Source organism: Paenibacillus oryzae, assembly GCF_001675045.1.
GTDB classification, from domain to species: Bacteria; Bacillota; Bacilli; order Paenibacillales; family Paenibacillaceae; genus Pristimantibacillus; species Pristimantibacillus oryzae.
The window spans coordinates 1-24,051 of record NZ_LYPA01000031.1; the positions used below are offsets into that span (position 1 = coordinate 1).

22 protein-coding genes are annotated in these 24,051 nt (G+C 52.0%); 17 read left to right on the forward strand and 5 right to left on the reverse strand.

Annotated features, from left to right (window positions below; all coding sequences use genetic code 11):
* Positions 1-323: 323 nt before the first annotated feature.
* Positions 324-1,268: a helix-turn-helix transcriptional regulator gene (locus tag A7K91_RS04290; RefSeq protein ID WP_068680032.1), complete on the reverse strand. Its 945-nt coding sequence runs from the start codon at positions 1,266-1,268 to the stop codon at positions 324-326.
* Positions 1,265-2,215 (reverse strand): helix-turn-helix transcriptional regulator, encoded by a 951-nt coding sequence (locus A7K91_RS04295; RefSeq protein WP_068680034.1) that lies wholly within the window; start codon positions 2,213-2,215, stop codon positions 1,265-1,267. Before A7K91_RS04295 ends, A7K91_RS04290 begins: the two co-directional genes overlap by 4 nt.
* A gap of 511 nt (positions 2,216-2,726) precedes the next feature.
* Here A7K91_RS04295 and A7K91_RS04300 point away from each other — a divergent pair.
* From A7K91_RS04300 to A7K91_RS04315, 4 genes are all read left to right on the forward strand, one after another.
* Positions 2,727-3,446, forward strand: a complete 720-nt coding sequence (locus A7K91_RS04300; protein WP_068680293.1) for an ABC transporter ATP-binding protein — start codon at positions 2,727-2,729, stop codon at positions 3,444-3,446.
* A complete protein-coding gene (locus A7K91_RS04305; RefSeq protein WP_068680036.1) occupies positions 3,443-4,774 on the forward strand; it encodes an ABC transporter permease in 1,332 nt (443 codons plus the stop codon). Before A7K91_RS04300 ends, A7K91_RS04305 begins: the two co-directional genes overlap by 4 nt.
* Before the next feature lie 80 nt (positions 4,775-4,854).
* Positions 4,855-5,187 carry a hypothetical protein gene (locus A7K91_RS04310; protein ID WP_068680039.1) on the forward strand — a complete coding sequence of 111 codons (333 nt, stop codon included), beginning with the start codon at positions 4,855-4,857 and terminating at the stop codon, positions 5,185-5,187.
* 152 nt (positions 5,188-5,339) lie between these two features.
* Positions 5,340-6,530 carry a DUF418 domain-containing protein gene (locus A7K91_RS04315; RefSeq protein ID WP_169833371.1) on the forward strand — a complete coding sequence of 397 codons (1,191 nt, stop codon included), beginning with the start codon at positions 5,340-5,342 and terminating at the stop codon, positions 6,528-6,530.
* A gap of 139 nt (positions 6,531-6,669) precedes the next feature.
* On the opposite strand, the gene ggt is transcribed toward A7K91_RS04315, so the two are convergent.
* On the reverse strand, positions 6,670-8,253 hold the full coding sequence (gene ggt, locus A7K91_RS04320) for a gamma-glutamyltransferase (RefSeq protein WP_068680041.1): 1,584 nt from the start codon (positions 8,251-8,253) through the stop codon (positions 6,670-6,672).
* Between the two features lie 518 nt (positions 8,254-8,771).
* On the opposite strand from ggt, the gene chrS reads away from it, so the two are divergent.
* The 8 genes from chrS to A7K91_RS04360 all read left to right on the forward strand — a co-directional run bounded on the left by chrS (position 8,772) and on the right by A7K91_RS04360 (position 17,855).
* Positions 8,772-9,254: a chromate efflux transcriptional regulator ChrS gene (gene chrS, locus A7K91_RS04325; RefSeq protein ID WP_068680043.1), complete on the forward strand. Its 483-nt coding sequence runs from the start codon at positions 8,772-8,774 to the stop codon at positions 9,252-9,254.
* A gap of 37 nt (positions 9,255-9,291) precedes the next feature.
* Positions 9,292-9,978: a chromate efflux transporter ChrB gene (gene chrB / locus A7K91_RS04330; RefSeq protein ID WP_068680296.1), complete on the forward strand. Its 687-nt coding sequence runs from the start codon at positions 9,292-9,294 to the stop codon at positions 9,976-9,978.
* Positions 9,965-10,522: a chromate efflux transporter ChrA gene (gene chrA / locus A7K91_RS04335; RefSeq protein WP_068680045.1), complete on the forward strand. Its 558-nt coding sequence runs from the start codon at positions 9,965-9,967 to the stop codon at positions 10,520-10,522. The genes chrB and chrA overlap by 14 nt, the downstream gene beginning before the upstream one ends.
* Before the next feature lie 177 nt (positions 10,523-10,699).
* Complete coding sequence (gene allB / locus A7K91_RS04340) at positions 10,700-12,088, forward strand: allantoinase AllB (RefSeq protein ID WP_068680298.1); 1,389 nt, start codon at positions 10,700-10,702, stop codon at positions 12,086-12,088.
* A 5-nt stretch (positions 12,089-12,093) separates the two neighbouring features.
* Positions 12,094-13,371: a Zn-dependent hydrolase gene (locus tag A7K91_RS04345; RefSeq protein ID WP_245697241.1), complete on the forward strand. Its 1,278-nt coding sequence runs from the start codon at positions 12,094-12,096 to the stop codon at positions 13,369-13,371.
* A complete protein-coding gene (locus A7K91_RS04350; protein ID WP_068680047.1) occupies positions 13,368-14,603 on the forward strand; it encodes a pyridoxal-phosphate-dependent aminotransferase family protein in 1,236 nt (411 codons plus the stop codon). Before A7K91_RS04345 ends, A7K91_RS04350 begins: the two co-directional genes overlap by 4 nt.
* Before the next feature lie 253 nt (positions 14,604-14,856).
* Positions 14,857-16,644: a CotS family spore coat protein gene (locus A7K91_RS04355; RefSeq protein ID WP_068680049.1), complete on the forward strand. Its 1,788-nt coding sequence runs from the start codon at positions 14,857-14,859 to the stop codon at positions 16,642-16,644.
* Positions 16,641-17,855 carry a glycosyltransferase family 4 protein gene (locus A7K91_RS04360; RefSeq protein ID WP_068680051.1) on the forward strand — a complete coding sequence of 405 codons (1,215 nt, stop codon included), beginning with the start codon at positions 16,641-16,643 and terminating at the stop codon, positions 17,853-17,855. The genes A7K91_RS04355 and A7K91_RS04360 overlap by 4 nt, the downstream gene beginning before the upstream one ends.
* A 286-nt stretch (positions 17,856-18,141) precedes the next feature.
* Here A7K91_RS04360 and A7K91_RS04365 read toward each other — a convergent pair whose 3' ends face one another.
* Complete coding sequence (locus A7K91_RS04365) at positions 18,142-18,378, reverse strand: hypothetical protein (protein ID WP_068680053.1); 237 nt, start codon at positions 18,376-18,378, stop codon at positions 18,142-18,144.
* A 215-nt stretch (positions 18,379-18,593) separates the two neighbouring features.
* Between A7K91_RS04365 and A7K91_RS04370 the strand changes: the two genes are divergently transcribed.
* Positions 18,594-19,337, forward strand: coding sequence for a MerR family transcriptional regulator (locus A7K91_RS04370; protein ID WP_068680301.1), 744 nt, complete (start codon positions 18,594-18,596; stop codon positions 19,335-19,337).
* A 119-nt stretch (positions 19,338-19,456) separates the two neighbouring features.
* Here A7K91_RS04370 and trpS read toward each other — a convergent pair whose 3' ends face one another.
* The gene (gene trpS / locus A7K91_RS04375) at positions 19,457-20,443 is read right to left on the reverse strand and encodes a tryptophan--tRNA ligase (RefSeq protein ID WP_068680056.1); all 987 of its coding nucleotides are present in this window, start codon (positions 20,441-20,443) and stop codon (positions 19,457-19,459) included.
* A gap of 1,084 nt (positions 20,444-21,527) precedes the next feature.
* On the opposite strand from trpS, the gene A7K91_RS04385 reads away from it, so the two are divergent.
* The 4 genes from A7K91_RS04385 (at position 21,528) to A7K91_RS04395 (ending at position 23,794) form a co-directional block, all read left to right on the forward strand.
* Positions 21,528-21,962, forward strand: a complete 435-nt coding sequence (locus A7K91_RS04385; protein ID WP_068680057.1) for a hypothetical protein — start codon at positions 21,528-21,530, stop codon at positions 21,960-21,962.
* A 144-nt stretch (positions 21,963-22,106) separates the two neighbouring features.
* Positions 22,107-23,162: a hypothetical protein gene (locus A7K91_RS04390; RefSeq protein WP_068680059.1), complete on the forward strand. Its 1,056-nt coding sequence runs from the start codon at positions 22,107-22,109 to the stop codon at positions 23,160-23,162.
* Between the two features lie 43 nt (positions 23,163-23,205).
* Positions 23,206-23,337: a hypothetical protein gene (locus A7K91_RS27255; RefSeq protein WP_281198611.1), complete on the forward strand. Its 132-nt coding sequence runs from the start codon at positions 23,206-23,208 to the stop codon at positions 23,335-23,337.
* Positions 23,330-23,794 carry a DNA polymerase III subunit gamma/tau gene (locus A7K91_RS04395; protein WP_068680061.1) on the forward strand — a complete coding sequence of 155 codons (465 nt, stop codon included), beginning with the start codon at positions 23,330-23,332 and terminating at the stop codon, positions 23,792-23,794. Before A7K91_RS27255 ends, A7K91_RS04395 begins: the two co-directional genes overlap by 8 nt.
* Positions 23,795-24,051: the final 257 nt, after the last annotated feature.

The window sequence follows — 24,051 nt, forward strand, 5'->3', positions numbered from 1 at the left end:
CCATCATAACGGAGAGAACCTTCGTTGGGTAGCTATGTTTTCAACATCCAGTTTTTTGGAAGCATTGTGGGTCAAGCATAGGCATCTGTGCGGATTGAATGAGATGCTGAATCATCTGCCCGATTGACCATACGTCTTCGCTAGACTTTTTGTGTAACTCTCCCAAGCTGAACGGCTCAACCTCCCTGATGTAAAAGGCTATAGTTTCCTGCAGGCTGTGCATCGCTTTTTCTGTTGCAGTCACGGCTAACTCACTCCTTGTAGTTGGATGCTAAAAACATTCCTATATCCAACTATACAAAAGCGCTACTGACACCATTATGTCAGTAGCGCTTAAGCATATTTTGAAGCTCGTTTTTAACCCGCTCCCGTAAAACCTCCGGCTCCAGCACAACCATCCCGCTTCCGAACCCAAGCAGCCACTGAAGAAGCTCCTCGGGTTGACGCACGCGAAGGGTCGCCAGCCAGCCGTCTTCCTTTTCCTCCATCGTCTCCAAATAATAACTGCCTGTTTCCCGCGCTTGGTCGGCTATTTCATGCCGAATGAGGACTTTTACAAGAAGATGGCGGTCATCCGGCGGTTTGTATTGGGCCAGTCTAAAATCCTCGGGCAGCTTGTATTCAGCCTCCAACGCAGCAAGTTCAGTCATTCGCAATAGCCGAAAATGCCGGATGCTTTGGCGCAGCTCGCACCAGGCAACAAGCACCCACCCTTGCATGAATACGAGGCCATACGGGGCTGCCGTACGGACGCTTCGGGTATTTCCGTCAGCTTCCGCAACTCTTTTGTTGTAATGAAAGCTAATTTTCCGTGTCTCCAGCATCGCATTGTGAATCACTTCCAGATTGGCTCTTTCATGAGTTTGCAATTGATTCCTGGGTGAAGTAAACATCCGAAAGTTCTTGCGAATTTGAGAGGATTCATTGGCAACAGCCTCTGGCAAAATAGCTTCAAGCTTTCTTCTTGACGTTTGGGCATGGCCAGCATAACGGGAATCAAACCACTGCTCAATAAAATCGGTTCCCAGAAGCAGCGCAACCGCTTCTTCGGCAGTGAAGCTGACAGGAGGCAGGAAATACCCCTCAATCAATGAATATCCCTGACCCGGAGAGCCGATAATGGCTACTCCTGCTTCGCTTAAAGCCTGAATATCCCGATAAATCGTTCTGACGCTTGTTTCAAAGGTTGCCGCCAGGTCTTCCGCGCGCAATATCTTGTGGCGCTGGAGCTCCAGCACGATGGCTAACATGCGATCCGTCTTGTTCATTGCGAACGTCCTCTGTATAAACCGGCAATGCGCTCTGCGCGATCCCGGATAAGAATCCGCAGCCGCTCCGGCTCAAGTACCTCCATCTGCGGTCCAAAGCTCAGAATAAAGCCGTAAAGCCAATCATTCTCGGGATAGGACTTGCGTACAATCCATCCGCCATCCGGATGGGATTCCAGCTCTTCTGCGTGAAACCATTCCTCAGCTTGTCCCCCCAGACTGTCGTAAATCCGCAGCGTCAAATCGATCCGGTTGCTGTCGTTGATCCAATCGCGCCCAATGCCGCCGTGTTCTTGCTGCGGCAGTTCCTTACGGACAAAGTATTCCGGAGCTGCTTCCAAATTTTTTATTCGTTGCAGCTTAAATAGGCGGAATTGGTTCCGGGAACGGCAAAAGGCTTGCAGGTACCATTCTCGTCCCTTCCAGACCAAAGTATGCGGCTCCGCACAGCGGCTTGTGGAATCGCCGCGGCTGTTGCGGTAGTGGAATTTAACGATCTGATTTTGTCCGATTGCGTCCTTCAGGAGGGACAATTGCTTTTCCAGTACACTGTTTTCGCCCCAATGGGAGAAGTCGAATAAAACCTGGCTTGCTTTTTGCCTGAGCGCTGCCTCCTGCTCTGGAGGCACAATGCTATTCAGCTTCTCCACCAGCTCCCTGCTTTTGGGATCGGGATAGGAGGTGGATATGCTGTGCAGCGCTGTCAGGATTGAAGCCAGCTCATCCCCCGTCAACACATTGTGATCCAGTCTGAAGCCCTCAATTAATCCAATCCCGCCGCCGCTTCCCTGGTAGGTAACAATAGGGATGCCAGCTTGGTTAATAGCTTCGATATCCCGGTAGATAGTCCGTACAGAAACCTCGAATCGCTCTGCCAGCTCCTTGGCCTGCACCATCCGGCGGTTAAGCAGCAATATGACAATGGCGAGTAGTCTATCCAGCTTCACCGCCAATTCCCCCTTTGTAGATGTGGTTCAAAAAGTCCGCTTTCCATTGCGAGACATGCCTAGCGGCATGGTCAGCGTCGAATATGGCATTCAGCCGAAATCTCCGAGCCTCACGTAGCTTCCACTACGCTCCGGTTCTCGATTTCTAGCTTCATCCCATCTTCTCGGCACTGAAAACCGGACTTTTTGAACTTGATTGTATGATGTGGTTCAAAAAGTCCGCTTTCCATTGCGAGACATGCCTAGCGGCATGGTCAGCTTCGAATATGGCATTCAGCCGAAATCTCCGAGCCTCACGTAGCTCCCACTACGCTCCGGTTCTCGATTTCTAGCTTCATCCCATCTTCTCGGCACTGAAAACCGGACTTTTTGAACTTTCATTTTTACTTTTTAAAGTATTTATGTAAATTCCGGTTTTCTACAGCTTATCTTAAGGTTTTCTTTAGATCAACTTATACACTGGATGATAGCATGTGGATATGTAAAAAAAACACGGGAGGCTTTTGTCATGATGATACAAATGTCGGGAATCAGTCATCAATTTACGATCGGCAAACGAGCCAAGGAAAAGGTAGTGCCTGTCCTGAAGAATATTCATCTTCAGGTTGAAAAAGGAGAGATTATGGCGATTGTTGGGCGAAGCGGTTCGGGAAAGTCCACGCTGCTCAACCTGATGTCGGGCTATATTCGTCCAACGGAAGGTCGAATTGTGGTTGCCGGTCAGGATGTCACTGGCTTGACGGAGGGGCAATGGGCGGATTTTCGGCTGGCGAATTACGGCTTTATTTTTCAGAGCTTTCAATTGATCCCGGGACTGACCGCTGCCGAAAATGTAGAATTGCCGCTGGTACTGAAGGGGGTTGACAAGGCGCTTCGAAAACGGCGTACAGAGGAGCTGCTGGAGCAGGTGGGCATGGCGGAATATATGACCCATTACCCCGGCGAGCTGTCCGGCGGCCAGCAGCAGCGGGTGTCGGTTGCCCGAGCGTTGGTCATGGAGCCGCCAATCGTATTGGCGGACGAACCCACAGGCAGCCTCGACAGCGAAAACGAAAAAAGCCTGTTAACCATGATCCGTCAATTGAACCATGAGCTCGGCATTACCTTTGTCATTATTACGCACGATGAACAGGTGGCTGCCATAGCCAACCGGACGTTGCGCCTGAGGGATGGGGCCGTACAGCATCCGGTGCCGGTTTCGGGTTCCGTTCAGGGAGGGGTAGGGATATGAAGCTTGGAGATCAGCTCCAATTTGTCCGGCAAAATATGAAGCGCAATAAAACAAGACTGTTTATGACGATTCTGGCTACGGCAATGGGCTGCGCCTTTCTGATCGTATTGGCCTCCGTTGGCTTTGGCGTGCAAAAAAGCATCGTGGACCGGATCGTGGGAGATCGTCTGGTTACGTCGATCGAGGTGCCGGGCAAGGATAGGGATGTTAATGATAACCAGGGTATTCACAGCGAGGATATCCAGTATTTTCATTCAATTCCCAAGGTTAAAGCCGTTACATTCAAGTATTGGGTCAACCAGCCTATAGTTATAAAGGCTAATGGCGCCGTTATCGACAACGACCGGATGCTTATGGTCGATTTTAACGCCGAGCAGCAGTCGGGAACAACGCTTAGCGCGGGCAGATGGCCGGAAAAGGACAACGAAATTGTTGTTGGCTACAATGTTTTTGGCGTCAATGATGAGGGTGTCTCCAAAGCAGCGGATAGGCTGGAGCAGGTGGTCAAGCTGCATGTGGACCACTATGATGGAGGGAAGCTTGCGACCAAAGAGCTGGATGCTGTCATTGTGGGCGTTTGGAATGAGCCGAAGCGGGAATGGATTGAGGATAAGGCCATTTATATCGGTGAAGGGCTGATTGGGCAAATTGAAGCTGTAACAGGTACCTTGGCCGGAGAAATACCTTATTTTGACGAAACGCCCGACCCGAAACAGCTGGAGCAGAGGCTATCGGAAATTCCTAAAGCCGGAGAGCCGCGGCAATTTGGCGGAGTTACCGTCGTTGCGGACAAAGCCTCTGATGTAAAAGGGATTTCGGACACTCTTCGCGAAAAAAGCTATTATGTCTATTCGGTGGCTGACGAGGTGTCGCAGATTAATGTATTTTTCCTGATTTTGAAAATAGGGCTGATATTTGTTGGAGCAATTGCAGTACTGATTGCATCAATCGGCATTTTTAACACGATGACGATGGCCGTAACCGAGCGCGCTCAGGATATCGGCATTATGAAGGCCATTGGCGCACATCCCTCCGTCATCAAAAGGGTATTTCTGCTGGAAAGCGCCATGATTGGCATCATCGGCGCGGTGTTCGGCACAGTTGTTGCTTATGGCATATCCGTAGCGGTAAACGCCGGATTGCCCGCCCTGGTCTCCATGGCAATGGGAGAGAAGCTGCCGGAGGGCTTCCGCTTCTCCATCATTCCGGCTTATCTGGCGCTGCTAGCCTGCTCGATTTCGTTGGTTGTAGCCATGCTGTCGGGTTATCGGCCGGCCAAACGCGCAACCGCCATTGATGTGCTCAGCGCTTTGCGCAGAGATATTTAGTGCAGGCGCGATACGCCGAGTGCTTGCCCTGTACAGAGACGTTTGAGGCTAGAGCATTGTTGAAAAGGAGGAAAGAAGGCATGAAAGCATGGGTAAAGCTTCTGTTTACATTAGTTCTGGTTTTCTCTCTGACGGCTTGCGATAAAGCCTTTGACGGAGAGAAGTGGAGCGAAAATCCCGAAGAGCGCGGCAGCATGATGGGCAGCTTGCAGAAAAAGCATGAGCTGAAGGGCATGACCGAGGACGAAATTGTAGAGCTTCTTGGCGAGCCGAGCAGCAAGCAGGAAGAGGAAGAAGAGCGGCAATTCGTCTACTATTTGGGCAGAGCCTCTCTGGGCGTGGATGACAGCCTGTTAAGGCTTTATTTTTCAGAGGACGGAATAGTGGAATCCTATCGAATAACAAACGATTAAGACCAGTCGCATGTAGTTGATCGAGCTTGAAGAGCCGCTCTAGCTCCCCCGGAGCAACGGTAAAGCAGCGAAGCCCCAATTCTGGTATAATCATGCAGGGGCACATCATTTGCACGTTCAAAGGTCCCCTAAAATCATTAACTAACGGGGTGTTGAACATCAGTAATCAAACCAATCGTCTAATCGGAATCGACGGCATTCGGGGGCTCAGCCTGCTGGGCATCCTGCTTGCCAATACGCTGGCTTTCCAATACGGCATATGGGAATCCGAAATCATTTCTTTTTTTGAGCTTTCGTCCTTCGATGAGGCCGTTTATTCGGCGGTTCTTATATTGGTAAAGGGCAGCTTTGCGCCTATTTTTGCTTTTCTGTACGGCTTTGGAACAATCAAAATGTCGCAAAATCTGGAGCAGCGGGGTTTATCGCCGTATCCCTTTTTGATCAGGCGTTTTTTGTTCCTGCTGGCAGCGGGACTCCTTCATTTCCTTTTGTTATGGGAAGGCGATGTTTTGGCTACCTACGGTCTGTCCGGCTTTTTGCTGCTTGCTTTCCTGAAGGTTAAGCCTAAGGCATTAATCATCGTTGGCATTAGCGTACTGTCGCTATTCAGCCTGATGACCTACGGAAGCGCGGGCAGCACTGCTCTTCCGGGCGTTAACTGGGAGGATTTTGCCCGAGACTCCATGAATGTGTACCAGAATGGGGGATATTCCGCTATTCAAAGCTTCCGGCTGGAGCTTGGAGCGGGGCCGTTTAGCCGGATTATCTTTATCTTCAACTGGCTGTTCATTCCGATTTTAATTTCCTCAATGTTTATGTTTGGCATGGCGGCGGCAAAGGCGAGGCTGTTCCATCAGCCTGCGGAGGAAAAAAGGTTGTATGTCAGAATTGCGGCTATTCTGATTCCGGCGGGCATTGCCTTAAAGGCGGTTAAGGTGGTTTGGCCTCAGCTGGGCATTGGGGGCAGCCTGCATACTTTGGGAGGCACCGTTTTGGCGCTGGGGTATGTATTTGCTTTTGCGTTGTTGTTTATCCGGCAAAATGAAAAGCCTGCCGCATGGCGGACGGGGCTGATCAGCGTTGGCAAGCTGTCTATGTCCAACTATTTGCTGCAAACGGTGTTTGGCGTCTTGATCTTTTACGGCTACGGCCTTGGCCTGTTCGGCAAGCTCGGCACGGCCATCGGCTGTTTGCTGGCGATTGCGTTTTTTGGCCTGCAAGCCTGGGCCAGCGGCTTGTATTTGCGCCGCTTCAAGATGGGGCCGGCGGAAAAGCTTATCCGTTCGGTGACCTGGCTAGGCCATGGACGCAAGCGGGAGCAGCCCCGCGCTCCAGGCATGTAGGCGAAAATGGGAGCTGGTATCCGGGCGGCGCAGTTGGCTGAACCTGATACACTAAAACAGCAGTCGATATCCGACTGTCGCTGGCTGACACTGACGACTTAATTATTCTTCGACTCTTCAAGCGCCATTGGCTGGTTTTCTACCAGCCGATGGCGCTTCCGTCGCTTCGGCGGTCTGCTCCGCCCTGGAGACATCCTTGCTCATCCCTCACGATGGCGTGTGCATGGCCCATGACGCCGTCCCACTCCTTGACAGTCCGGACGATATGACCAGCCTCCTCAAGCCGCTGCCGCACCTGAGGCGCTATGCGGCTTTCCACCTTCAATTCCCGCGTGGCTTCCCCCCATGTTCGTCCCCACACCCAGCGCGGCTCGTCGATGGCCTTTTGGGGGTCCATCCCAAAATCTACAATACGAGTCAACAGGGCCGTTTGCGTCTGCGGCTGTCCTTCGCCGCCTTGCGTGCCGTATAGAATGGATGGTTTTCCGTCGCGCAGAGCCATTGCCGGCATAAGCGTATGGAAGGTTCGTTTGGCGGGTTCCAGAGCATTGACATGGTGAGGGTTCAGCGAAAAATAGGAACCCCGGTTTTGCAGCAAAATCCCCGTATTGCCCGCTACAACACCTGATCCAAATTCAAAATACAGACTTTGAATAAAAGAGACGGCATTGCCGTCCCGGTCCACGACAGCCGCATAGGCCGTATCCGAGCCCGTTGGCTTCGACTCAGCTTGAACGCTTGCACGAGATAGCTCGATGGAAGCCGCCAGCTGCGCCGCATATCCTTTGTCCAGCAGCCGTGCCAGGGGCACCGTATAAAAAGCGGGATCGGTCAGGTAAGCATCGCGGTCGCGGAAGCTTAGCTTAAGGGCCTCCACGCACAGATGATAATACTCATAGGTGCCGTGTCCAAGCGCCGCCAAATCAAATGGCTCCAGTATATTCAGCGCCATAATGCCGGCAAACCCTTGCGAATTAGGCGGCATCTGGCATACGTTATAGCCCCGATAGGAACCGGTTAGCGGCTCCACCCAATCGCCGTGATGGTCGGCGAAATCATCCATTCCCAGCAAGCCGCCGTTCCGCTGCAAAAAACGCGTGATTTCTGTTGCTGTTTCGCCTCTGTAAAAATCCTCCTTGCCTTTTTCCGCGATCCGGCGCAGTACAGCCGCCATCATGGGCTGGCGGAAAGATGTGCCGGGGGCCGGGGCTTGGCCGGAGGGGGCGTAGGTTGCTGCCGTCTCCGCAGTAAGCAGCAGCATATCCAGATGCTCGGCGGCATTGCGATGCTGATCGACAGTCATGGGAAAACCTCCCTCCGCATAGACGATGGAGGGAGACAACACCTCGCCCCATGGCAGGCTTCCATAGGCGCTGTGTACAGCATCCCAGCCATCCACCATTCCGGGGACAGTGACAATGGAGGGAATGCCTCTGCTGGGAATTGAGCTTTGCCCCCCATAGGCTTGAAGCGTAGCGCGATAGCCCGATCTGCCGCTGGCATTGTAGCCGCGTATCCGGCCTTCCCCTGCATGATAGGTCAGCCAGAAGGAATCTCCGCCAAGGCCCGTCATATGGGGATATACAACAGCAAGAGCTGCGCTGACGGCTACAGCGGCATCAAAGGCATTGCCGCCTTGCTCCAGAATTCTTGCTCCCGCCTCGGTCGCCAAATGATGCGGGCTGACTACCATGGCGTCCTTTCCGATAACCGAAGAGCTCATTCTGTCCACACTCCCCAAGAAATAATGAAAGATTATTACGTACTACTGCATGTACTGCATGTACTTTTTAATTTACTGCATTACGCCCTGCATCACACAGCCTCGTGCGGGTCCTGCCTGCTGAATCTTCATTGCTTTTGCATTTTGTGTGAATATACGTATAAAAAGTGTGCTTCTGAATGCCATTAGGCTCGTGTTGTACGATAAATCGTACAACATTACTTATTCAGAGGGGGTGATCCTTTATTTTTGTACGATATTCCATACAAGTTGTAGGCATTGCGGTGCAGCAAATAGTATTTTGAGTGAACTATCGTACAATCTTTCTTGTTGTTTAAGTGTAGGTTGAGATATTATCTACCGTCAAACTTTTTCCTACCATAGCATCATCCCTGAACGGGTGCAATACATAAGTAAGGGAAAATGAAAAAAATCATTGATAATGTATGTTTTCAGCTTTATATTAGTACATATTGCAATTAAAATAGGATTTTTGATTCCGTTTGGAATGGAAAGGAATGAGTGAGACGGAGCATAGAGACGGCAGCACAGTGGATCTGGACGAAACGGATCGTCAAATTATAAAGGAATTGAACGCAAACGGCAGAATATCCTACACGGAGCTGGCCAAAAAAGTCGGACTGTCGCGCGTAGCGGTGCAGGCGAGGGTGAATGCTCTTCAGGAAAGCGGCGTTATCGAACGGTTTACGGCCGTGATCAACCCGGAACGGATAGGCATTGCCGTATCGGCTTTTTTTAACGTCGAGGTGGAGCCCAAATATTTGCACGAGGTTGCCGATCGTCTGTCGACGGAGCCGTTTGTCACCAGCCTGTACCATATGACGGGCCCTAGCAAGCTGCATATGCACGGCTTGTTCCGCAGCAACGCCGAGATGGAGTCCTTCCTTAAGGAAAAGCTGTACATGCTGCCGGGTATTATGGGCGTCGATTGCCAGGTGCTGATCAACCGGTACAAAAGCCGGATGGGAATGAGGCTATAGCGGAATGAGAATAAGCAAGCTTAGAAATTTGACTGGTATGCTGAAGCTGACGAGCCCGCATGCCCAATTGGCATGGGCCATGTTCAAGACAGGCATTTTGGGATACGGGGGCGGGCCCTCTGTTATTCCGATCATCCGTTATGAGGCGGTTGTATACTACAAATGGATCGACGATGATGAATTTGGCGAAATATTGGCGCTTGCCAATGCGCTTCCCGGACCTATCGCGACGAAAATGGCGGCTTATCTGGGCTACCGGGTCAAAGGGGCAGCGGGAGCGGTTTTAGCTGTTATAGCTCATATTCTGCCCTCGACGCTGGCGATGGTAGGTCTTTTGTCCGCTGTACAATCATTGAAGGATTCGCCTTATGTTCAGGGCATGATAGGCGCGGTAATCCCCGTTATAGCCGTTATGCTGGGCGTTATGGCGTACGAATTCGGGGAGAAGGCCGTGAAGGGGCTTGGCGTATATATGGGCGCAGCCTTGTTTGCCGTTGCTTTTGGCATGCTGCAGCTGCTGTCTATCCATCCCGCCATTGTTATTATGGTCTTTCTGATTTATGGCGCTTTCCATATGCGAATGGCGGATACCTGGAAGAAGCGAAGGGAAGTCCGCAAGCAGCGTAAAAAAGATGAAAATGAGGCGTCGGGAAGCGCGCGGTCAAAGGGCTTGAATAGTCCGGCGGCCGGGGAGAAGGAGGGCGCAACCCATGGAATGGATTGAGCTATACCGGCTTATAGTAGGATTTTTTATAGCCAACGTCCTGGGGTATGGCGGCGGTCCGGCTTCGATTCCGCTGATGTACCGGGAAATGGTCACGAACTACCACTGGGTGGAGCCGGCTGAGTTTTCCAATGTACTGGCGCTTGGCAATGCGCTTCCGGGGCCTATAGCAACCAAGCTGGCGACCTACGCCGGTTACCAGGCGGCAGGCTGGGTAGGAGTGTTGGCGGCGCTTATCGCTACCATCGTTCCTTCAGCGGTTGCGCTAGTTATTATGCTGAAGGCGCTGCAGAAACGAAGGCAATCGCCGGTGGTTAAGGGGATGACCTTGCTGGTTCAGCCCGTCATAGCCATCATGATGCTGGTGCTCACATGGCAGATGGGAGAAAGCTCGCTTGAGGCGATCGGCTGGATTCAAAGCCTGCTCATCGCGGCGGTTGCCTTCTGGGCAATGCAAATTCGCAAAATTCATCCCGCCCTCGTTATTGTAGCCGCCTTTGCTTATGGAGGGCTGGTCATTCCTCATCTGGGAGCCCTGACTTAGTTGTTAAACCAAAACGCCGTTTTCCTGCGCCGGAAGAAGCTCCGGGCAAGAATAACGGCTTTTTTTGTTGTGCAAGCCGCTCAAAGGAGGGGCGGAAATTGAGTTGTCCTGCACAATGACAAGGAAATCTCCAAACCTTAAGATGAAGCATATGGGAGCCGGAGAGGTGGGATGTCCATGACAACGGAATCATTCGATATGGTTATTCGGGGCGGCAGCGTGGTATTGAAGGACCGTACAGCCGTTATGGATATCGGCATTACCGGCGGCGTCATTACGGGATTGGGACAATTAAAGGGCCAGCCTGCCCTGGACTATGTGGACGCAGAAGGATTGACGGTAATGCCGGGCATGATTGACGCGCATGTCCATCTTAACGAGCCAGGCTTCGGTCATTGGGAAGGCTTCGAGACGGGTTCTGCAGCGCTTGCCGCCGGAGGCGTAACCACATATCTGGATATGCCGCTTAACGGAGTCCCGCCAACCGTTACGATAGAGGCGCTTCAACTGAAGCTGGCGGCGGCGGAAGGGCGCTCAAGCGTGGATTATGGCTTGTGGGGCGGCCTGGTGCCTGGCCGGCTGGAGTCTATCGTTCCGCTGCATGAAGCAGGCGTTATCGGCTATAAGGCCTTTATGTCGGCTGCTGGGAGCCCGGGTGAGGATGCCTTTTGCGAGGCGGATGATTATACGCTGCTTGAAGGCATGAAAAGAATCGCCGCTACGGGAAAGGTGTTAGCCTTGCATGCGGAAAGCGAACCGATTGTAAGCATGCTGGCTCAGGAGATGAAACGAAGCGGGCGCACATCGGGGGCTGATTATGCAGCGTCGCGTCCGATTCAGGCCGAGCTTGAGGCTGTTCATCGGGCTTTGATTTATGCCGGGCTGACGGGGTGCCGGGTCCATTTTGTCCATATCAGCAGCGCCGAGGGCATCGGACTAATACGGGAGGCCTCTCTTCGCGGGCTGGATGTTACAGCCGAAACCTGTCCCCACTATTTGAAGCTGACAACGGATGATCTGGCCGCAAAAGGAGCGGTTGCCAAATGCGCGCCGCCGCTGCGAAGCGGCGAGGAACGGGAAAAGCTGTGGGAGACGGTGAAAAAAGGCTGGGTGAACCTCATCGCATCCGATCATTCGCCATGCCCTTCCGCCATGAAAGAAAGGGATAGCTTTTTTGAGGCTTGGGGCGGCATTGCAGGCGCGCAGAGCTCTCTTGAGCTGATAGTGGGAGAGGGGCATCTCAAACGGGGGCTGCCGCTGCACGCCATTAGCGGAATGGTGTCTCTGGCTCCGGCCGCCCGCTTTGGTTTAAGTCAAAAAGGAGCAATTGCTCCCGGCTTTGACGCTGACCTTGCCATTATCGATTTGGCAGATAGCTATGTGCTGGGGAAGGAGCACCTGCTTCACAGGCATAAGCATAGCCCGTATGTCGGCGAAGAGCTGAAATGCCGGGTTGCCGCTGTATACGTGCGGGGAAAGCGGGTATACGACAAAGCTGGCGGAGTTGCTGCGGAGCGAAGCGGGAGATGGGTTAAGCCTGGCGGCGTGGAAGAGCGAGGGGGCTGATGGGCATGAGGCTTGGCGCTTTAAAGGAAGCGGAAATGCAGCGTTTGCTTGTGCAGTTTGAGCAGCGGCTGGAGGAGATTCTGGAGCGGCTTGCATCTTGCTCCGCAGACGGGGAAGGTGTGACCCGTCTGTTGTACACCCCGGAGTGGCTTTCCGGCCAGCAAACGGTAAAAGAGATCATGGAGCAAGCCGGATTGGAGGCAAGCTTCGACGAAGTAGGAAATTTGTTCGGCAAGCTGAAGGGAGCGACGGAAAGAGGCTCCATTATGACAGGCTCCCATATTGATACCGTAGTTAACGGAGGCAAATACGATGGGGCGTACGGCATTGCGGCAGGTATTGTTGCCTTGGGTTATTTGAAGGATCAATACGGCATGCCGCTCAGGGCGCTGGAGGTTGTTTCGCTGTGCGAGGAGGAAGGAAGCCGCTTCCCGATGGCTTATTGGGGGTCCGGCGCCATTACGGGAGAACGCTCCTTCAGTCAGACGGCTGAACTAACAGATAAAGAGGGCATTTTCTTTGCAAAGGCCATGGCAGACTGCGGATTTGGGGAAGGCAGCGGGTTAACTGCAAAGCGACGGGATATTGATGCTTTTATCGAGCTTCATATCGAGCAGGGGATTGTGCTGGAGAGTGAACGGAAGCAGGTTGGCATCGTAAATGCCATTGTTGGGCAGCGCCGTTTTCAAGTGGAAGTGGCGGGCGAGGCCAGCCATGCCGGAACAACGCCGATGAACAGGAGAAAGGATGCGCTAGAGGGGGCGGCGGCTATCATCAGCAGGCTGAGGCATGAGGCAATGGTCTTCGGCCCCCCTCTAGTGGCGACAGCCGGCACCATACGGATATCTCCCAATGCTCCTAACGTAGTCCCGGGTTATGCGGCCTTCACTGTGGATATCCGCCATGCCGACCGGACGGCCCTGGAGAGCTTTTGCGCCGGATTTCATGAGGCTGCGAGCAGCCTTGCGGGAGAGAGGGGGCTGGGCTATCGCTGCCGGGAATGGTTTCGCGAGGACCCCGTGCCGATGGACAAGGAGCTTGGCGCGAAGCTGAGGAGCATTTGCGAGGACTTGAATATTGAGGTAAAGGAAATGAGCAGCGGTGCGGGCCATGATGCACAAATGCTGGCGAGGCTTTGTCCTTCCGCCATGCTTTTTGTTCCAAGCCGGGGCGGCGTCTCCCACGCTCCGCAGGAATACACCTCCCCCCGCGAGCTGGCTATAGGAGTATTGGCTTTAACTGCATTGCTGTACCAATTAGGCTACGAGGAGGAACGGCGATGAAAGCATACCGCGATTTGGCTCCATCGCCGCGTATCATTATGACGCCGGGACCTGTGGAGGTTGATCCAAGGGTTCTGCGCGCCATGTCTTACCCCGTTCTGGGTCAATTCGACCCGGAATTCACCGGGCTTATGAATGAAACGATGGAGATGCTGCGCGGGGTTTTTCAAACCGCCAATAAGTGGGCGTACCCCGTTGACGGCACATCCCGCTCCGGCATCGAAGCAGTGCTGGTCAGCCTTATTGAGCCCGGCGATAGTGTGCTGGTGCCGATTTATGGACGCTTCGGGTATTTGCTTGCGGAAATTGCCCGGCGCTGCGGCGCCCAAGTAATCGTTATGGAGCGGGAATGGGGAGGCGTATTTCCACAGGAGGAAATTATTGAAGGAATAATGCGCCATCGGCCCAAGCTGGTTGCTTTAGTGCACGGGGAGACGTCGACAGGCAGGCTGCAGCCGCTTGAGGGCATCGGACGGGCATGCCGGGAGCAAGATGTTTTGCTGGTGGTTGATGCCGTGGCGACGATAGGCGGAGTGGAGGTTGCAGTGGACGCGTGGGAGGTGGATGCCGTGATCGGCGGCACACAAAAATGCTTGTCGATCCCTGCGGGCCTTGCGCCTGTTACGTATAACAGCCGAGTGGAGACCATTCTTCTGAAGCGCAAGCGGATTGAGCGCGGGCTGCTTATGGAGGATGCGGAGGATATAAAAGGCTTCGTGGCGATTAGAAGCAATTATCTCGATCTTAGCCAGCTCCAGGATTATTGGGGTCCGGCGAGGCTTAATCACCATACCGAAGCAACCACGATGCTGTACGCCCTTCGGGAAGGACTGCGGCTGACGCTGGAGGAGGGGCTGGTGAATCGTTTTGCCCGGCATGCCCTGCATGAATCGGCTCTTGTAGCGGGTCTTCTCGGGATGGGGCTGGAGCTATTCGGCGACCCTTCCTGTAAAATGCCGATGGTTACTTGCGTCAGGATTCCGCCCGGAGTGGACGGCGAATCGGTCCGGACGATGCTGCTGGAGCATTTTGGCCTGGAAATCGCCAGCTCCTTCGGTCCGCTTAAAGGCCGGATCTGGAGAATCGGTACGATGGGCTATAGCTGCAGCAAGCGCAATGTGCTGCTTGCGCTGGGGGCGCTGGAGGCGGCGCTGCTTCGTCATGGCGTATCTCTTCCCCCGGGAGAGGCGCTGCAGGCCGCGATGGATGTTTATGCCATAGGAAGCGGCTAGAGCCTGCTCGCTTCATCCGAATCCTTCAAGCTGTCCTCGCACTGCAATCCGGCCGTCTTTGCTGAATGGAATTTGTTTAACGCATTACTCCTGTTTTCGTCTGATAGGCGAAAATAGGAGTTTTTTTGTTTATGCCATATAGGAGCAAGGACAACTCCCCATCCGCGAATCTCCACTTTTATACATATCGGGCCCTCTTTTTACAACATATACATAATAGGACTACTGCACTACGGAAATGGAGGTTGGCTTGTTGGAGCCGTATATAATCAAACCATGGGACGACATGCTGGAGGAAGAAAATTCGGGCCTGAATCTGGAGCAATATGTACCGCCTGAATTGGAAAAGCTTGCCCAAGAGGTATGCAGAGCCTATGACATCAGCGTATCATCAATGATTCTGATTACGTCAAAGCCGGATAAAGGCGGCGCAATCTGGCGTATCGATACCAATCGGGGGCCGCGAAGCCTGAAGGTGCTTCACCGGACGCCTCAACGCAGCTTGTTCAGCGTCTGCGCCCAACAATATGTTTTGAGGAACGGAGGCAGGGTTCCCGGCATTATATTAACTAAGGACGGATCGAATTCGGTTGTGGCCGGAGGCAAGCTGTGGATTGTGACGGACTGGATCGAGGAGCTGACTCCGGTCGCGAAGATCGATCTGGAGGGCGCCATGACGCTTTGTCACGGGCTGGGGGAGTTTCACCATTGGTCCAAGGGATATGTGCCTCCGTCGGAGGCAGGCCATTCATCCCGTATTTTTAAATGGGAAAGCCAATATGAGAAGATTTTGACCAAGATCGGATGGTTCCGCCATATCGCCCAGCTGTACCGGGAGACGGCGGCAAGCGAAAAGCTGCTGGGCGTGCTGGACATGTTCGAGGGTCAGGCCAAGGAAATGCTGGTCCGGTTCAGGGCCTCGGCTTACAGAAGAATGGTGGCCAAGGGAGAGGCGCATTGGGGGCTTGCCCACCAGGATTACGGCTGGTCGAACGGGCAGATGGGACCAGGCGGCATCTGGGTTATCGATCTGGATGGCGTCGCCTACGATCTTGCCATTCGTGATTTGCGCAAAATTATTACAAGTACCATGGACGATATGGGCAGCTGGGACCTGAACTGGATTAGAGGCGTTATTGAGGCTTATCATCGCGCCAATCCTCTGGATCAGGAGACGTTCGAGCTGCTGTGGATTGATATGGCATTTCCTAATGAGTTCTACAAACATGTCAAGGAAGTAGTATTTCGTCCGGTGGAGTTTATGGATACTGAGCTTGGAGCCATTCTCGACCGCGTATTGGCGACGGAAGCCAACAAATGGGAAGTGCTGAAGGAGCTTGAAAAGGACAAAAGCAAATATGCTGCCGGAGACTACAGCGCCGAAGAGGAGAATATCCGCGCGCCTTACGCATACCGCAATTATGCCAAAGGAGGCCGGAGGGTGCTTCCGCAGGAGGAGCCAGTCACGGAGAAGCGGGAAGGACGCAATGTCATTCGGCTGGTTGTCAATCCCGATGGGAAGGCCGTGCTTCTGCCGGGCACCGGCGAAGGAGCCGGCTCGAAAAACGGCAAGCGCAAGCCGCGCAAAGAGGAGCGCGCAAGCCAAAAACGCGGAAGCCGCGGCCTAAACAGAAAGCCGCTTAAAGCGGAGGAGAGAACGGACGAGGCGAGACGCAAGGGTCAGGATAGCAAAGGCCGCAAGGAGAAAGCAAGACGGGAAGCGGACAAAAAGGCAAGGGACGGCAAGCGGAAGCAAGACGGCAAGTCCGGGTCCGGTAAATCCGGTAAGTCCAGCAAGTCCATCAAATCCGGTAAACGCTTGAAGGAAACGCCGTCTGCAGCGAGCCCCGCTGCAATGTCTCCGGGTAAACGCAAAGTCAAACGTTCACCCGAAAGCGGGAAGAAGACCGGCGTCTCTCGCAAAGGCCCTCTTTTGAAGCAAAAAAAGGGGCTTTATATAAAGGCGTATATCCGGTCGGCATTTTCAGCGGAACCAACACAAACCGATAGCCAATTGCAGGCGGAGGAGGGCGTGTTTTGAGGATTTTGATGATATGCACGGAAAAGCTCCCGGTTCCCAATATACGAGGCGGAGCCATCCAGACTTATATTGGCGGGGTTGCCGAGCTGCTAAGCCGGCAGCATAGCATTACCGTCATCGGGCGGAGCGATCCCGAGCTGCCTCAGGAGGAAACGAGGGGCGGCGTACGCTATTTGAGGTTTCCTTCCGACGGCCTTCTGGACGTTTACATGGATCATGTCATTCCTTACCTGGCTCAAAACGAGGAGACGTACGATGTCATTCATATTTTCAACAGACCCCGCCTTGTGCTGCCTGTTGCGTCCGTACGGCCGAGTACCCGTATCGTGCTGAGCATGCATAACGACATGTTCAACTCCATGAAACTAAGCAGGGAGGAAGGGGAGGCGGTCGTCGAGCGGGTGGACACCATAATTACGATCAGCAATTATATCGGAGCCGTCATTTGCCGGGATTATCCCCAAGCGGAACCCAAAATAAGAACGATCTATTCGGGTGTCGATTTGGGCAAGTTTGCGCCCTGGAAGCAATCTGCATCCGCTCAGAGGGACCGGGAAGCGATTCGCTCCAAGCATCAGCTTGGGAACAAAAAAGTCATCCTGTTTGTAGGACGGCTGTCTCGCAACAAGGGGCCACATGTACTGATTCGGGCCATGTCCAGCCTTCGCCATTCCGATGCAGTGCTGGTTATCGTAGGCGCGGCTTGGTACAGCGACAACCGGATCAGCGATTATATCGCTTACTTGAAGGCACTTGCCGAAAAATCGCCCATACCCGTCCTGACAACGGGATATGTGCAAGCAAACGAAGTGCATCAGTGGTTTTGCGCTGCCGATGTGTTTGTGTGCACCTCCATCTGGGAGGAGCCGCTTGCGCGCGTGCATTATGAGGCAATGGCGGCGGGCCTGCCGCTGGTAACGACGGCGCGAGGGGGCAACCCTGAAATTATCCGCAATAATAATGGCGTCATTATTAGCAATCCCGAGGACCCGGAAGAATATGCGGGCGCTCTGAACCGATTGCTCGGCGATGCGGGCAATGCCCGCCAGATGGGGCTACACGGACGCAAGCTCGTAGAGGACCACTTTACCTGGAGCCATGTTGCAGGAAATGTTCAGGAGGTATGGAGCGAAGCCTCCAACAGGCCGATTGAGGCAGTCTCCGACTCAACTGGCGGCGGTGAAGGGACGGAGGGCGGCGTTGAAGGATAAGCCGGCGGCCTCAGGCGAAGCGGAGGACAGCGGCGCAAGCTGACGAGCAATAGAGGCTTTCATAATTAATGAATCAAAAGCAAACCAGCGAGGTGGAACATCCATGCCCGCTGGTTTGCTTTTTTTCAATTCTCGTGGCTGAAGTGCGCTTTTTGGCAATACAGCAAAGCAACGCCATGCCTTTGATCGAGGCATGACGTTGATTTATAGTCGCTGATGCAGGATGACCGCTTTGTCTCAGGAGCAGGCAATGACAATGGAAAGAGAATTCCGTTAAAAAAAAGCTTTAGTCTTCATCCTCGTCATCATCATCATCGTCGTCCTCGTCTTCTTCCTCTTCATCGACAACAAACTGCACTTCGGCTACTTCCTCCCAATCAATGGAACGAAGAAAGTCCTTCAGCTTGGATTTGCCCCCCGCCTCCATGGAATACTCCTTAGTGCTGCCGTCCTCAAATTCAATGATCAATTCCGATACATCCTTCGTTTTCAACACGCTTTTAACCTGCTTTAACAATGACAATGGTCGTCCCTCCAGTATTGTGTGTTTTTTCTTTCCTTGCTTTAGAGCTACTATATTGTATAGGGAGATTTACGGATTGGCGTGGGTGGATGAAGGTGGTTAAACGCAGCTTTTCTGAAGGATCGGAGACAGGAGCCGGGAAAAAGAGCAGGGAAGCTATTGACTCTCACGCAGCGTTATATTTTAAAGTAAAAACCAAGGGAGGCGGTTATGCGATGAAAGTAAAGGAGGTTGCGGACCTGGTCGGGATCAGCGTGCGCACGCTGCATCATTATGACGAAATCGGGCTGCTTGTGCCCGAGGGGACGACAGAAGCCGGCTATCGCATTTATTCCGGCAAAAACCTGGAGCTGCTGCAGCAGATTCTGTTTTTCCGGGAGCTGGGTTTTCCCTTGCAAACCATTAAAGACATTATTTATAGTCCCGGCTTTGACCGGCTGGCGGCGCTCCGGCAGCATCGTCTGATGCTAATGGAAAAGAGGGATCGGCTGGACCGGCTTCTGGTCACCGTGGACAAAAGCATTCAACACGCTAAAGGAGAGAGTGATATGACAAATAAAGAGAAGTTTTCCGGCTTTGATTTCAGCCAAAATCCGTACGAAAAAGAAGCCCGCGACCGCTGGGGCTCTGAAGCGGTTGACGCTTATGCCGCCAAGCTGAAAGGGATGGAGCAAAGCGGCGAGATGGCCGGATTTCAGGAGGAAATGAATGAGCTTTACCGAACTCTGGCGGAAATGAGGCACAGCGATCCGGCTTCCCCGGAAGCGCAAGAGGGAATTGCGAGGTGGTACCGTCTGCTGAACCGGGTGGGCAGCTACACGCCGGAGATGTTCAAGGGCTTGGGCGAAATGTATGTCGCTGACGAACGGTTTACCAAAAACATCGACGGCTTCGGCGAAGGGCTTGCCGCTTTCATGAAGGATGCGATGGCGGAGTTTGCAAATCGGCAGCGCAAATAGCTCCAAGTTAAACTTCTATTTATGTTCCATGCAAAAGAAAACAGCAAGCGACGGGAATTCTTGGTTCCCGTACTTGCTGTTTTTCTTTTCGATATGATTTACAAGGTGAGTGGGTTTATTTAAAACACCAGCAATCCCATCGCTTCTTTTGCTGCCCGCAGTGTTTTGTCCGCAGTTTCCGCAGCGCGGCGCGCGCCGTCCTTGAGGATGTTGTCGAGCTCCTCCGAATGGATAATTTCGTTGTAGCGCTGCTGAATCGGCTCCAGCTTGGCGACAACGACCTCCGCCAGCTCTTTTTTGAAGGCGCCATAACCTTGTCCCTCGAACCGTTTCTCAACATCAGCAATGCTCAAATCCCCGAATACGGAGAAAATTTCGATTAAGTTGCTGACGGCCGGTTTGGCATCCCAGTCGTACCGTACGCTCATGTCGGAGTCCGTCACCGCCCGGGAGAACTTCTTGCGAATGACCGATGGCTCATCCAGCAGCAAAACGTAGCTGCTTTTGTTGGGATTGCTTTTACTCATTTTGCTGGAAGGATCGTCAAGCCCCATCACGCGCGCTCCCACGTCCTGAATGATCGGCTCCGGCACCGTAAAGACTTCCCCGAAGCGATTATTGAAGCGTGTCGCAAGATCGCGGGTCAGCTCCAGATGCTGCTTCTGATCGTCTCCGACCGGAACGTGAGTCGTTTGGTAAAGGAGAATATCGGAAGCCATCAGCGCGGGATAAGTGAACAAAGCGGAGCTTACCGTGTCCTTGCCGTCTGATTTGTCCTTGAACTGGGTCATGCGGCTCAGCTCGCCGAAGTGAGCCTGGGTTTCCATAATCCATCCCAGCTCGGCGTGTGCGGATACGTGGGATTGCATAAAAATCGCATTTTTAACAGGATCGACGCCAGCTGCGATATAAAATGCGGCAATTTGGCGTGAGCGCTCGCGCAGCTCCTTAGGATCTTGAGGAACTGTTATCGCGTGCAGATCCGGCACAAAAAAGTAACACTCGCCTTCATTCTGCATCTGCACATACTGGCGCAGCGCGCCGATATAACCGCCGATGTTCAAATCGCCGCTTGGTTTGATGCCCGATAATAATCGTTTGGTCATTTTTATTCCCTCGTCTCTATTGGATTTTTAAAAAGGGCGGAGCAAGCAAATGGCAGAGACTATCGCTCTGAAAAAATAAAAAAACGCCTCGCCCCCCTCTATTACAGGGACGAAGCGTTAACTCCGCGGTACCACCACTATTCGGCCGTTCGGCCGCACTTATCCATGACGCAAACGAAGGCGGCTAAACCCTTCCCTAACCGGGGCCATCTTTAATGCTGGCTGGTTAGAGGTTTGTTATCATGTCTCCCTAAAGATAACGGGGGGAGAGTCCGTCAACGCCTACTGCCCCTAAAAAGTGGTTCCATTCAACAAGGGGGTTCGGATTGAAGCTCAGAAAGCCATTCACCATGGACGCATGCGCCGGACCTTGCACCAATCGCCGGCTCGCTGGGGCATTGCGTTTTCCCCGGGTTACTTGTTTTCTTCACAGCCTCTACTGTATAAATGCTTTAATTGAAAATTAGCATAGCGATAATCGGAGTGGAAGTCAAGTGAAGAAGGACTTTTTAATCATCTCAATTTTTATTTATTTCTTCTCTCTAATGGGGTGTCGTAGTACATGTATAAGTTCGGACATGTATCAATTGCCTTAGATTGAAACATGAGGTGAAATGCTCATGTGGCCGGTTCATTGCACGCAGGTAAAAGCGATAGCAACTATATATGAATCGAGTTAGCTATTTGGAGGAGTTTGTTGGGGGAAGTGGGTATTTAAACCCAGGGAGTAGGAGGTGCGTGTTTTGGATTTTATGTACAAATGTATCAAGTGCGAAATCAGATACGTGACAGAAAAGGCAAAAGCCAACTTTAAAGCAGAGCGCCTTGCGGGAGAGGACTTGCTGTGTCTGCATTGTATTGGTGACCTAACGGGCAAAGTGATGAATGAATACGGTTTTTTGGTCAGGCCGGAAGAACTGGGCAGTACAAGCCGACGCCTGCAGATTTTACCCCGAACCATAACGAATTGCAGGCCTTGCATGAAGAAAGGGACGCTCTCATGAAAGATTCAATCAAACGGAACGTTGAACACGATGGGGCCGCTATGTGGAATTAAGCAATAATCTTTATCGAGAGGATGACTATGATGAAAACAAACATCGGCCGATTGGTTGTATATTTAGGTGCGGACGGCAATCGTGAAAGTGAGAAACTAATTGACCTTTACGAAAGAATGGTTTCGCTCGGTAATCAGACAGCGATATTTCAGCCGTTTGAGAAGGGGAAGAACGATGAGTTTGTAGAGGTTGAAGATGGAAGGAAAGTGTCAGCGATTTCCGTCGATTATCTTGATGAAATTTTATTTATGGAGGAAGTTCAGTGCTTGAAAGCGATTTTGATAAAGGATATCCACTTTTTTGATACAGAGAGCAATGGCTACAAAGTCCTTGAGGAACTTATGGGCCAAGGGACGGACGTTTATGTGTTCGGATTAAATGTGGAACCGGTAGGCAACGCATATAGCCTTATGGAAGAAGTTATAGCCAATGCCGATGAAATCTATCAATTGCAAACCTAGCCTCGATTTTATTCTCAACTATTCGCAAGTGTTGTTAGAAGCGTCACGCAACACCTTATATTGATTAAGAACCGATAAGCAAGCGGTTAACCCAATGTCATCTGTCATTGGGAAAGAAGAGAATGAAGAAGGAGGCTTTTTGGAATGGCAGCTAACAAAAATAAAAAGATGATTATTAAGGGTGCAGGCAAGTTTATGGCCAAAATCCCAAATTGCGACGAGCTTATTACCATTGGCACACTGAACAACATGCGGCTGGATATTCAATTGGATGTTCAGGATATTGAAGGCGGCGATAGCAGTGTCCCTCTGGACACACTGCTTCGCAAAAAAACGATCGATATTACGGCGGAAGCCGCAAAATTTGATCTGAATATGGTACGCCTCGTGTTGGGCTCCAAGCTGCGCGAAGGCGTATCCGGCTCGACATACAGTATGGTTACTGAAACAATCACGGTTCCTTCCACATCCCCGTACCAAGCCACTTTGAATCAAAAGCCAGTTAATGCCCCGGCGCCAAAAGTATACGAAGGAACGATCGGAGGCGCTGATTTGTCGGCTGATGTAACGTTTACCAACGATGTTGCCGTGTTTGATATGGCACTTGCCGGCAAAACGGTTGCCATTGTATATGGCGTATCGCTTGAAGGCGTTGCACATGATCCCGATGGTTTTGTTTGGGTTCTGGAGGAACGGCATACCGTTAAACAAAGCGGTGCGGAATTCACGGCAGATCTGGCCTACGGAGCGTCTCTGAACAGTGATCCTCAAATCTCCGTCCGCACCCTCAAAGGCAACAAGTTGTTAAAGAAAACGGCAAATCCAGTTCCGACAGAAGATCAATACACCGTAAGCGGCGGAACGCTGAAATTCAACTCCGCGCTGAAGGACGTGGACGTTGTTGTCAACTACAAGCGTAACGAGGTTGTTGATATTTTGGATATTACGACCAAAGACGTGCCACTGACCGTGCATGTTGTTCATGATGGCCAATTTGAGCAAAAAGACGGCACCATCCAAGGCTATCAGACGGAATTGTACCAATGCCGCGTCAAATCGAACTTCACACTGGACGCGCAGCGTCAACAAGCATCTACGCATAGCGTGACATTGTCCGTCATTGATCCGGAACGCGCTGACGGCAAGCTCGGCTCGATCAAACGTTATGAAGCGGGTGTAAGCAACACCCTGGTTTGTTGATCTACACCATTATCGAGACTCCCCAATCAGGGGAGTCTTTTACATGGCAGTTGTTAAACTGTTAAGCCTGCTACTTAGAATGTTCTATGAGTCGTCCACAGGGAAGCCCTCGCCTTGCGGCATGGGTTATTCGGAGACGACGGGGGAAAATAAAAGGGGGTATCGCGATGAGTGATAGATTAACATCGATTCCAAAAACGGATGGTCTTACAGCAGCGGGAGCTTATAAGTCTGCGGAACAGGTGACTAAAGGGGCGACTGAGGAAAAACCAAACCTGTTGACACAGGAGGATGCGGAAATGCGGGAAAAAGTCTTTTTTGAAGATGACGAGAAGGTGCGGCTGCGGGATGGGAAAACCTACTGTATTCCGCCGCTGGGACTTTTGGATGCCCGTAAGCTTATGAAGCAATTAAATTCGATTGACTCGGGAGTAATCATTGCCAACCTTATCCCTGATGATGAGGATGAAAATGACAGATTCAATGCATTAATGGACGTTTTGCTTATGGCGTTCAAACCCTACTACAAGCATATGACTGCCGATTATCTTGGGGAGTATATTGACCTTGAGACTGCAAAAATAATAATCGACAGCATGATCGGACTGAACGGATTAAAAAAGTCCATGTAACGACTGAGCAAGAGGAAGAAGAATATGACAATAAGCCGCCGGTGGATTGGGCGAATATCTTCTTTAAGCTTTCACACTATTGCCACCTAGACAAATATGACGTGTGGAAGTTGACCCTCCCTCAGCTGGGTTACTATCTGGAACAATGCAACGAACATATCCAATTTTCGATTAAGGTTTCAACCCTGTCGCTTGGCGGCCTTCTTGGAGAAACCAATTCTTCGGAAGGAGCTCCTGGCAAAGAAGTTGAATCTCCT

Bases quoted from the DNA above. Each gene is read 5' to 3' on its own strand.
- A7K91_RS04290 (WP_068680032.1), bottom strand. From the start codon at position 1,268: ATGAACAAGACGGATCGCATGTTAGCCATCGTGCTGGAGCTCCAGCGC.
- A7K91_RS04300 (WP_068680293.1), top strand. From the start codon at position 2,727: ATGATACAAATGTCGGGAATCAGTCATCAATTTACGATCGGCAAACGA.
- A7K91_RS04305 (WP_068680036.1), top strand. From the start codon at position 3,443: ATGAAGCTTGGAGATCAGCTCCAATTTGTCCGGCAAAATATGAAGCGC.
- A7K91_RS04310 (WP_068680039.1), top strand. From the start codon at position 4,855: ATGAAAGCATGGGTAAAGCTTCTGTTTACATTAGTTCTGGTTTTCTCT.
- ggt (WP_068680041.1), bottom strand. From the start codon at position 8,253: ATGAGCTCTTCGGTTATCGGAAAGGACGCCATGGTAGTCAGCCCGCAT.
- chrS (WP_068680043.1), top strand. From the start codon at position 8,772: ATGAGTGAGACGGAGCATAGAGACGGCAGCACAGTGGATCTGGACGAA.
- chrB (WP_068680296.1), top strand. From the start codon at position 9,292: ATGCTGAAGCTGACGAGCCCGCATGCCCAATTGGCATGGGCCATGTTC.
- chrA (WP_068680045.1), top strand. From the start codon at position 9,965: ATGGAATGGATTGAGCTATACCGGCTTATAGTAGGATTTTTTATAGCC.
- allB (WP_068680298.1), top strand. From the start codon at position 10,700: ATGACAACGGAATCATTCGATATGGTTATTCGGGGCGGCAGCGTGGTA.
- A7K91_RS04345 (WP_245697241.1), top strand. From the start codon at position 12,094: ATGAGGCTTGGCGCTTTAAAGGAAGCGGAAATGCAGCGTTTGCTTGTG.
- A7K91_RS04350 (WP_068680047.1), top strand. From the start codon at position 13,368: ATGAAAGCATACCGCGATTTGGCTCCATCGCCGCGTATCATTATGACG.
- A7K91_RS04370 (WP_068680301.1), top strand. From the start codon at position 18,594: ATGAAAGTAAAGGAGGTTGCGGACCTGGTCGGGATCAGCGTGCGCACG.
- trpS (WP_068680056.1), bottom strand. From the start codon at position 20,443: ATGACCAAACGATTATTATCGGGCATCAAACCAAGCGGCGATTTGAAC.
- A7K91_RS04385 (WP_068680057.1), top strand. From the start codon at position 21,528: ATGATGAAAACAAACATCGGCCGATTGGTTGTATATTTAGGTGCGGAC.
- A7K91_RS04390 (WP_068680059.1), top strand. From the start codon at position 22,107: ATGGCAGCTAACAAAAATAAAAAGATGATTATTAAGGGTGCAGGCAAG.
- A7K91_RS27255 (WP_281198611.1), top strand. From the start codon at position 23,206: ATGGCAGTTGTTAAACTGTTAAGCCTGCTACTTAGAATGTTCTATGAG.
- A7K91_RS04395 (WP_068680061.1), top strand. From the start codon at position 23,330: ATGAGTGATAGATTAACATCGATTCCAAAAACGGATGGTCTTACAGCA.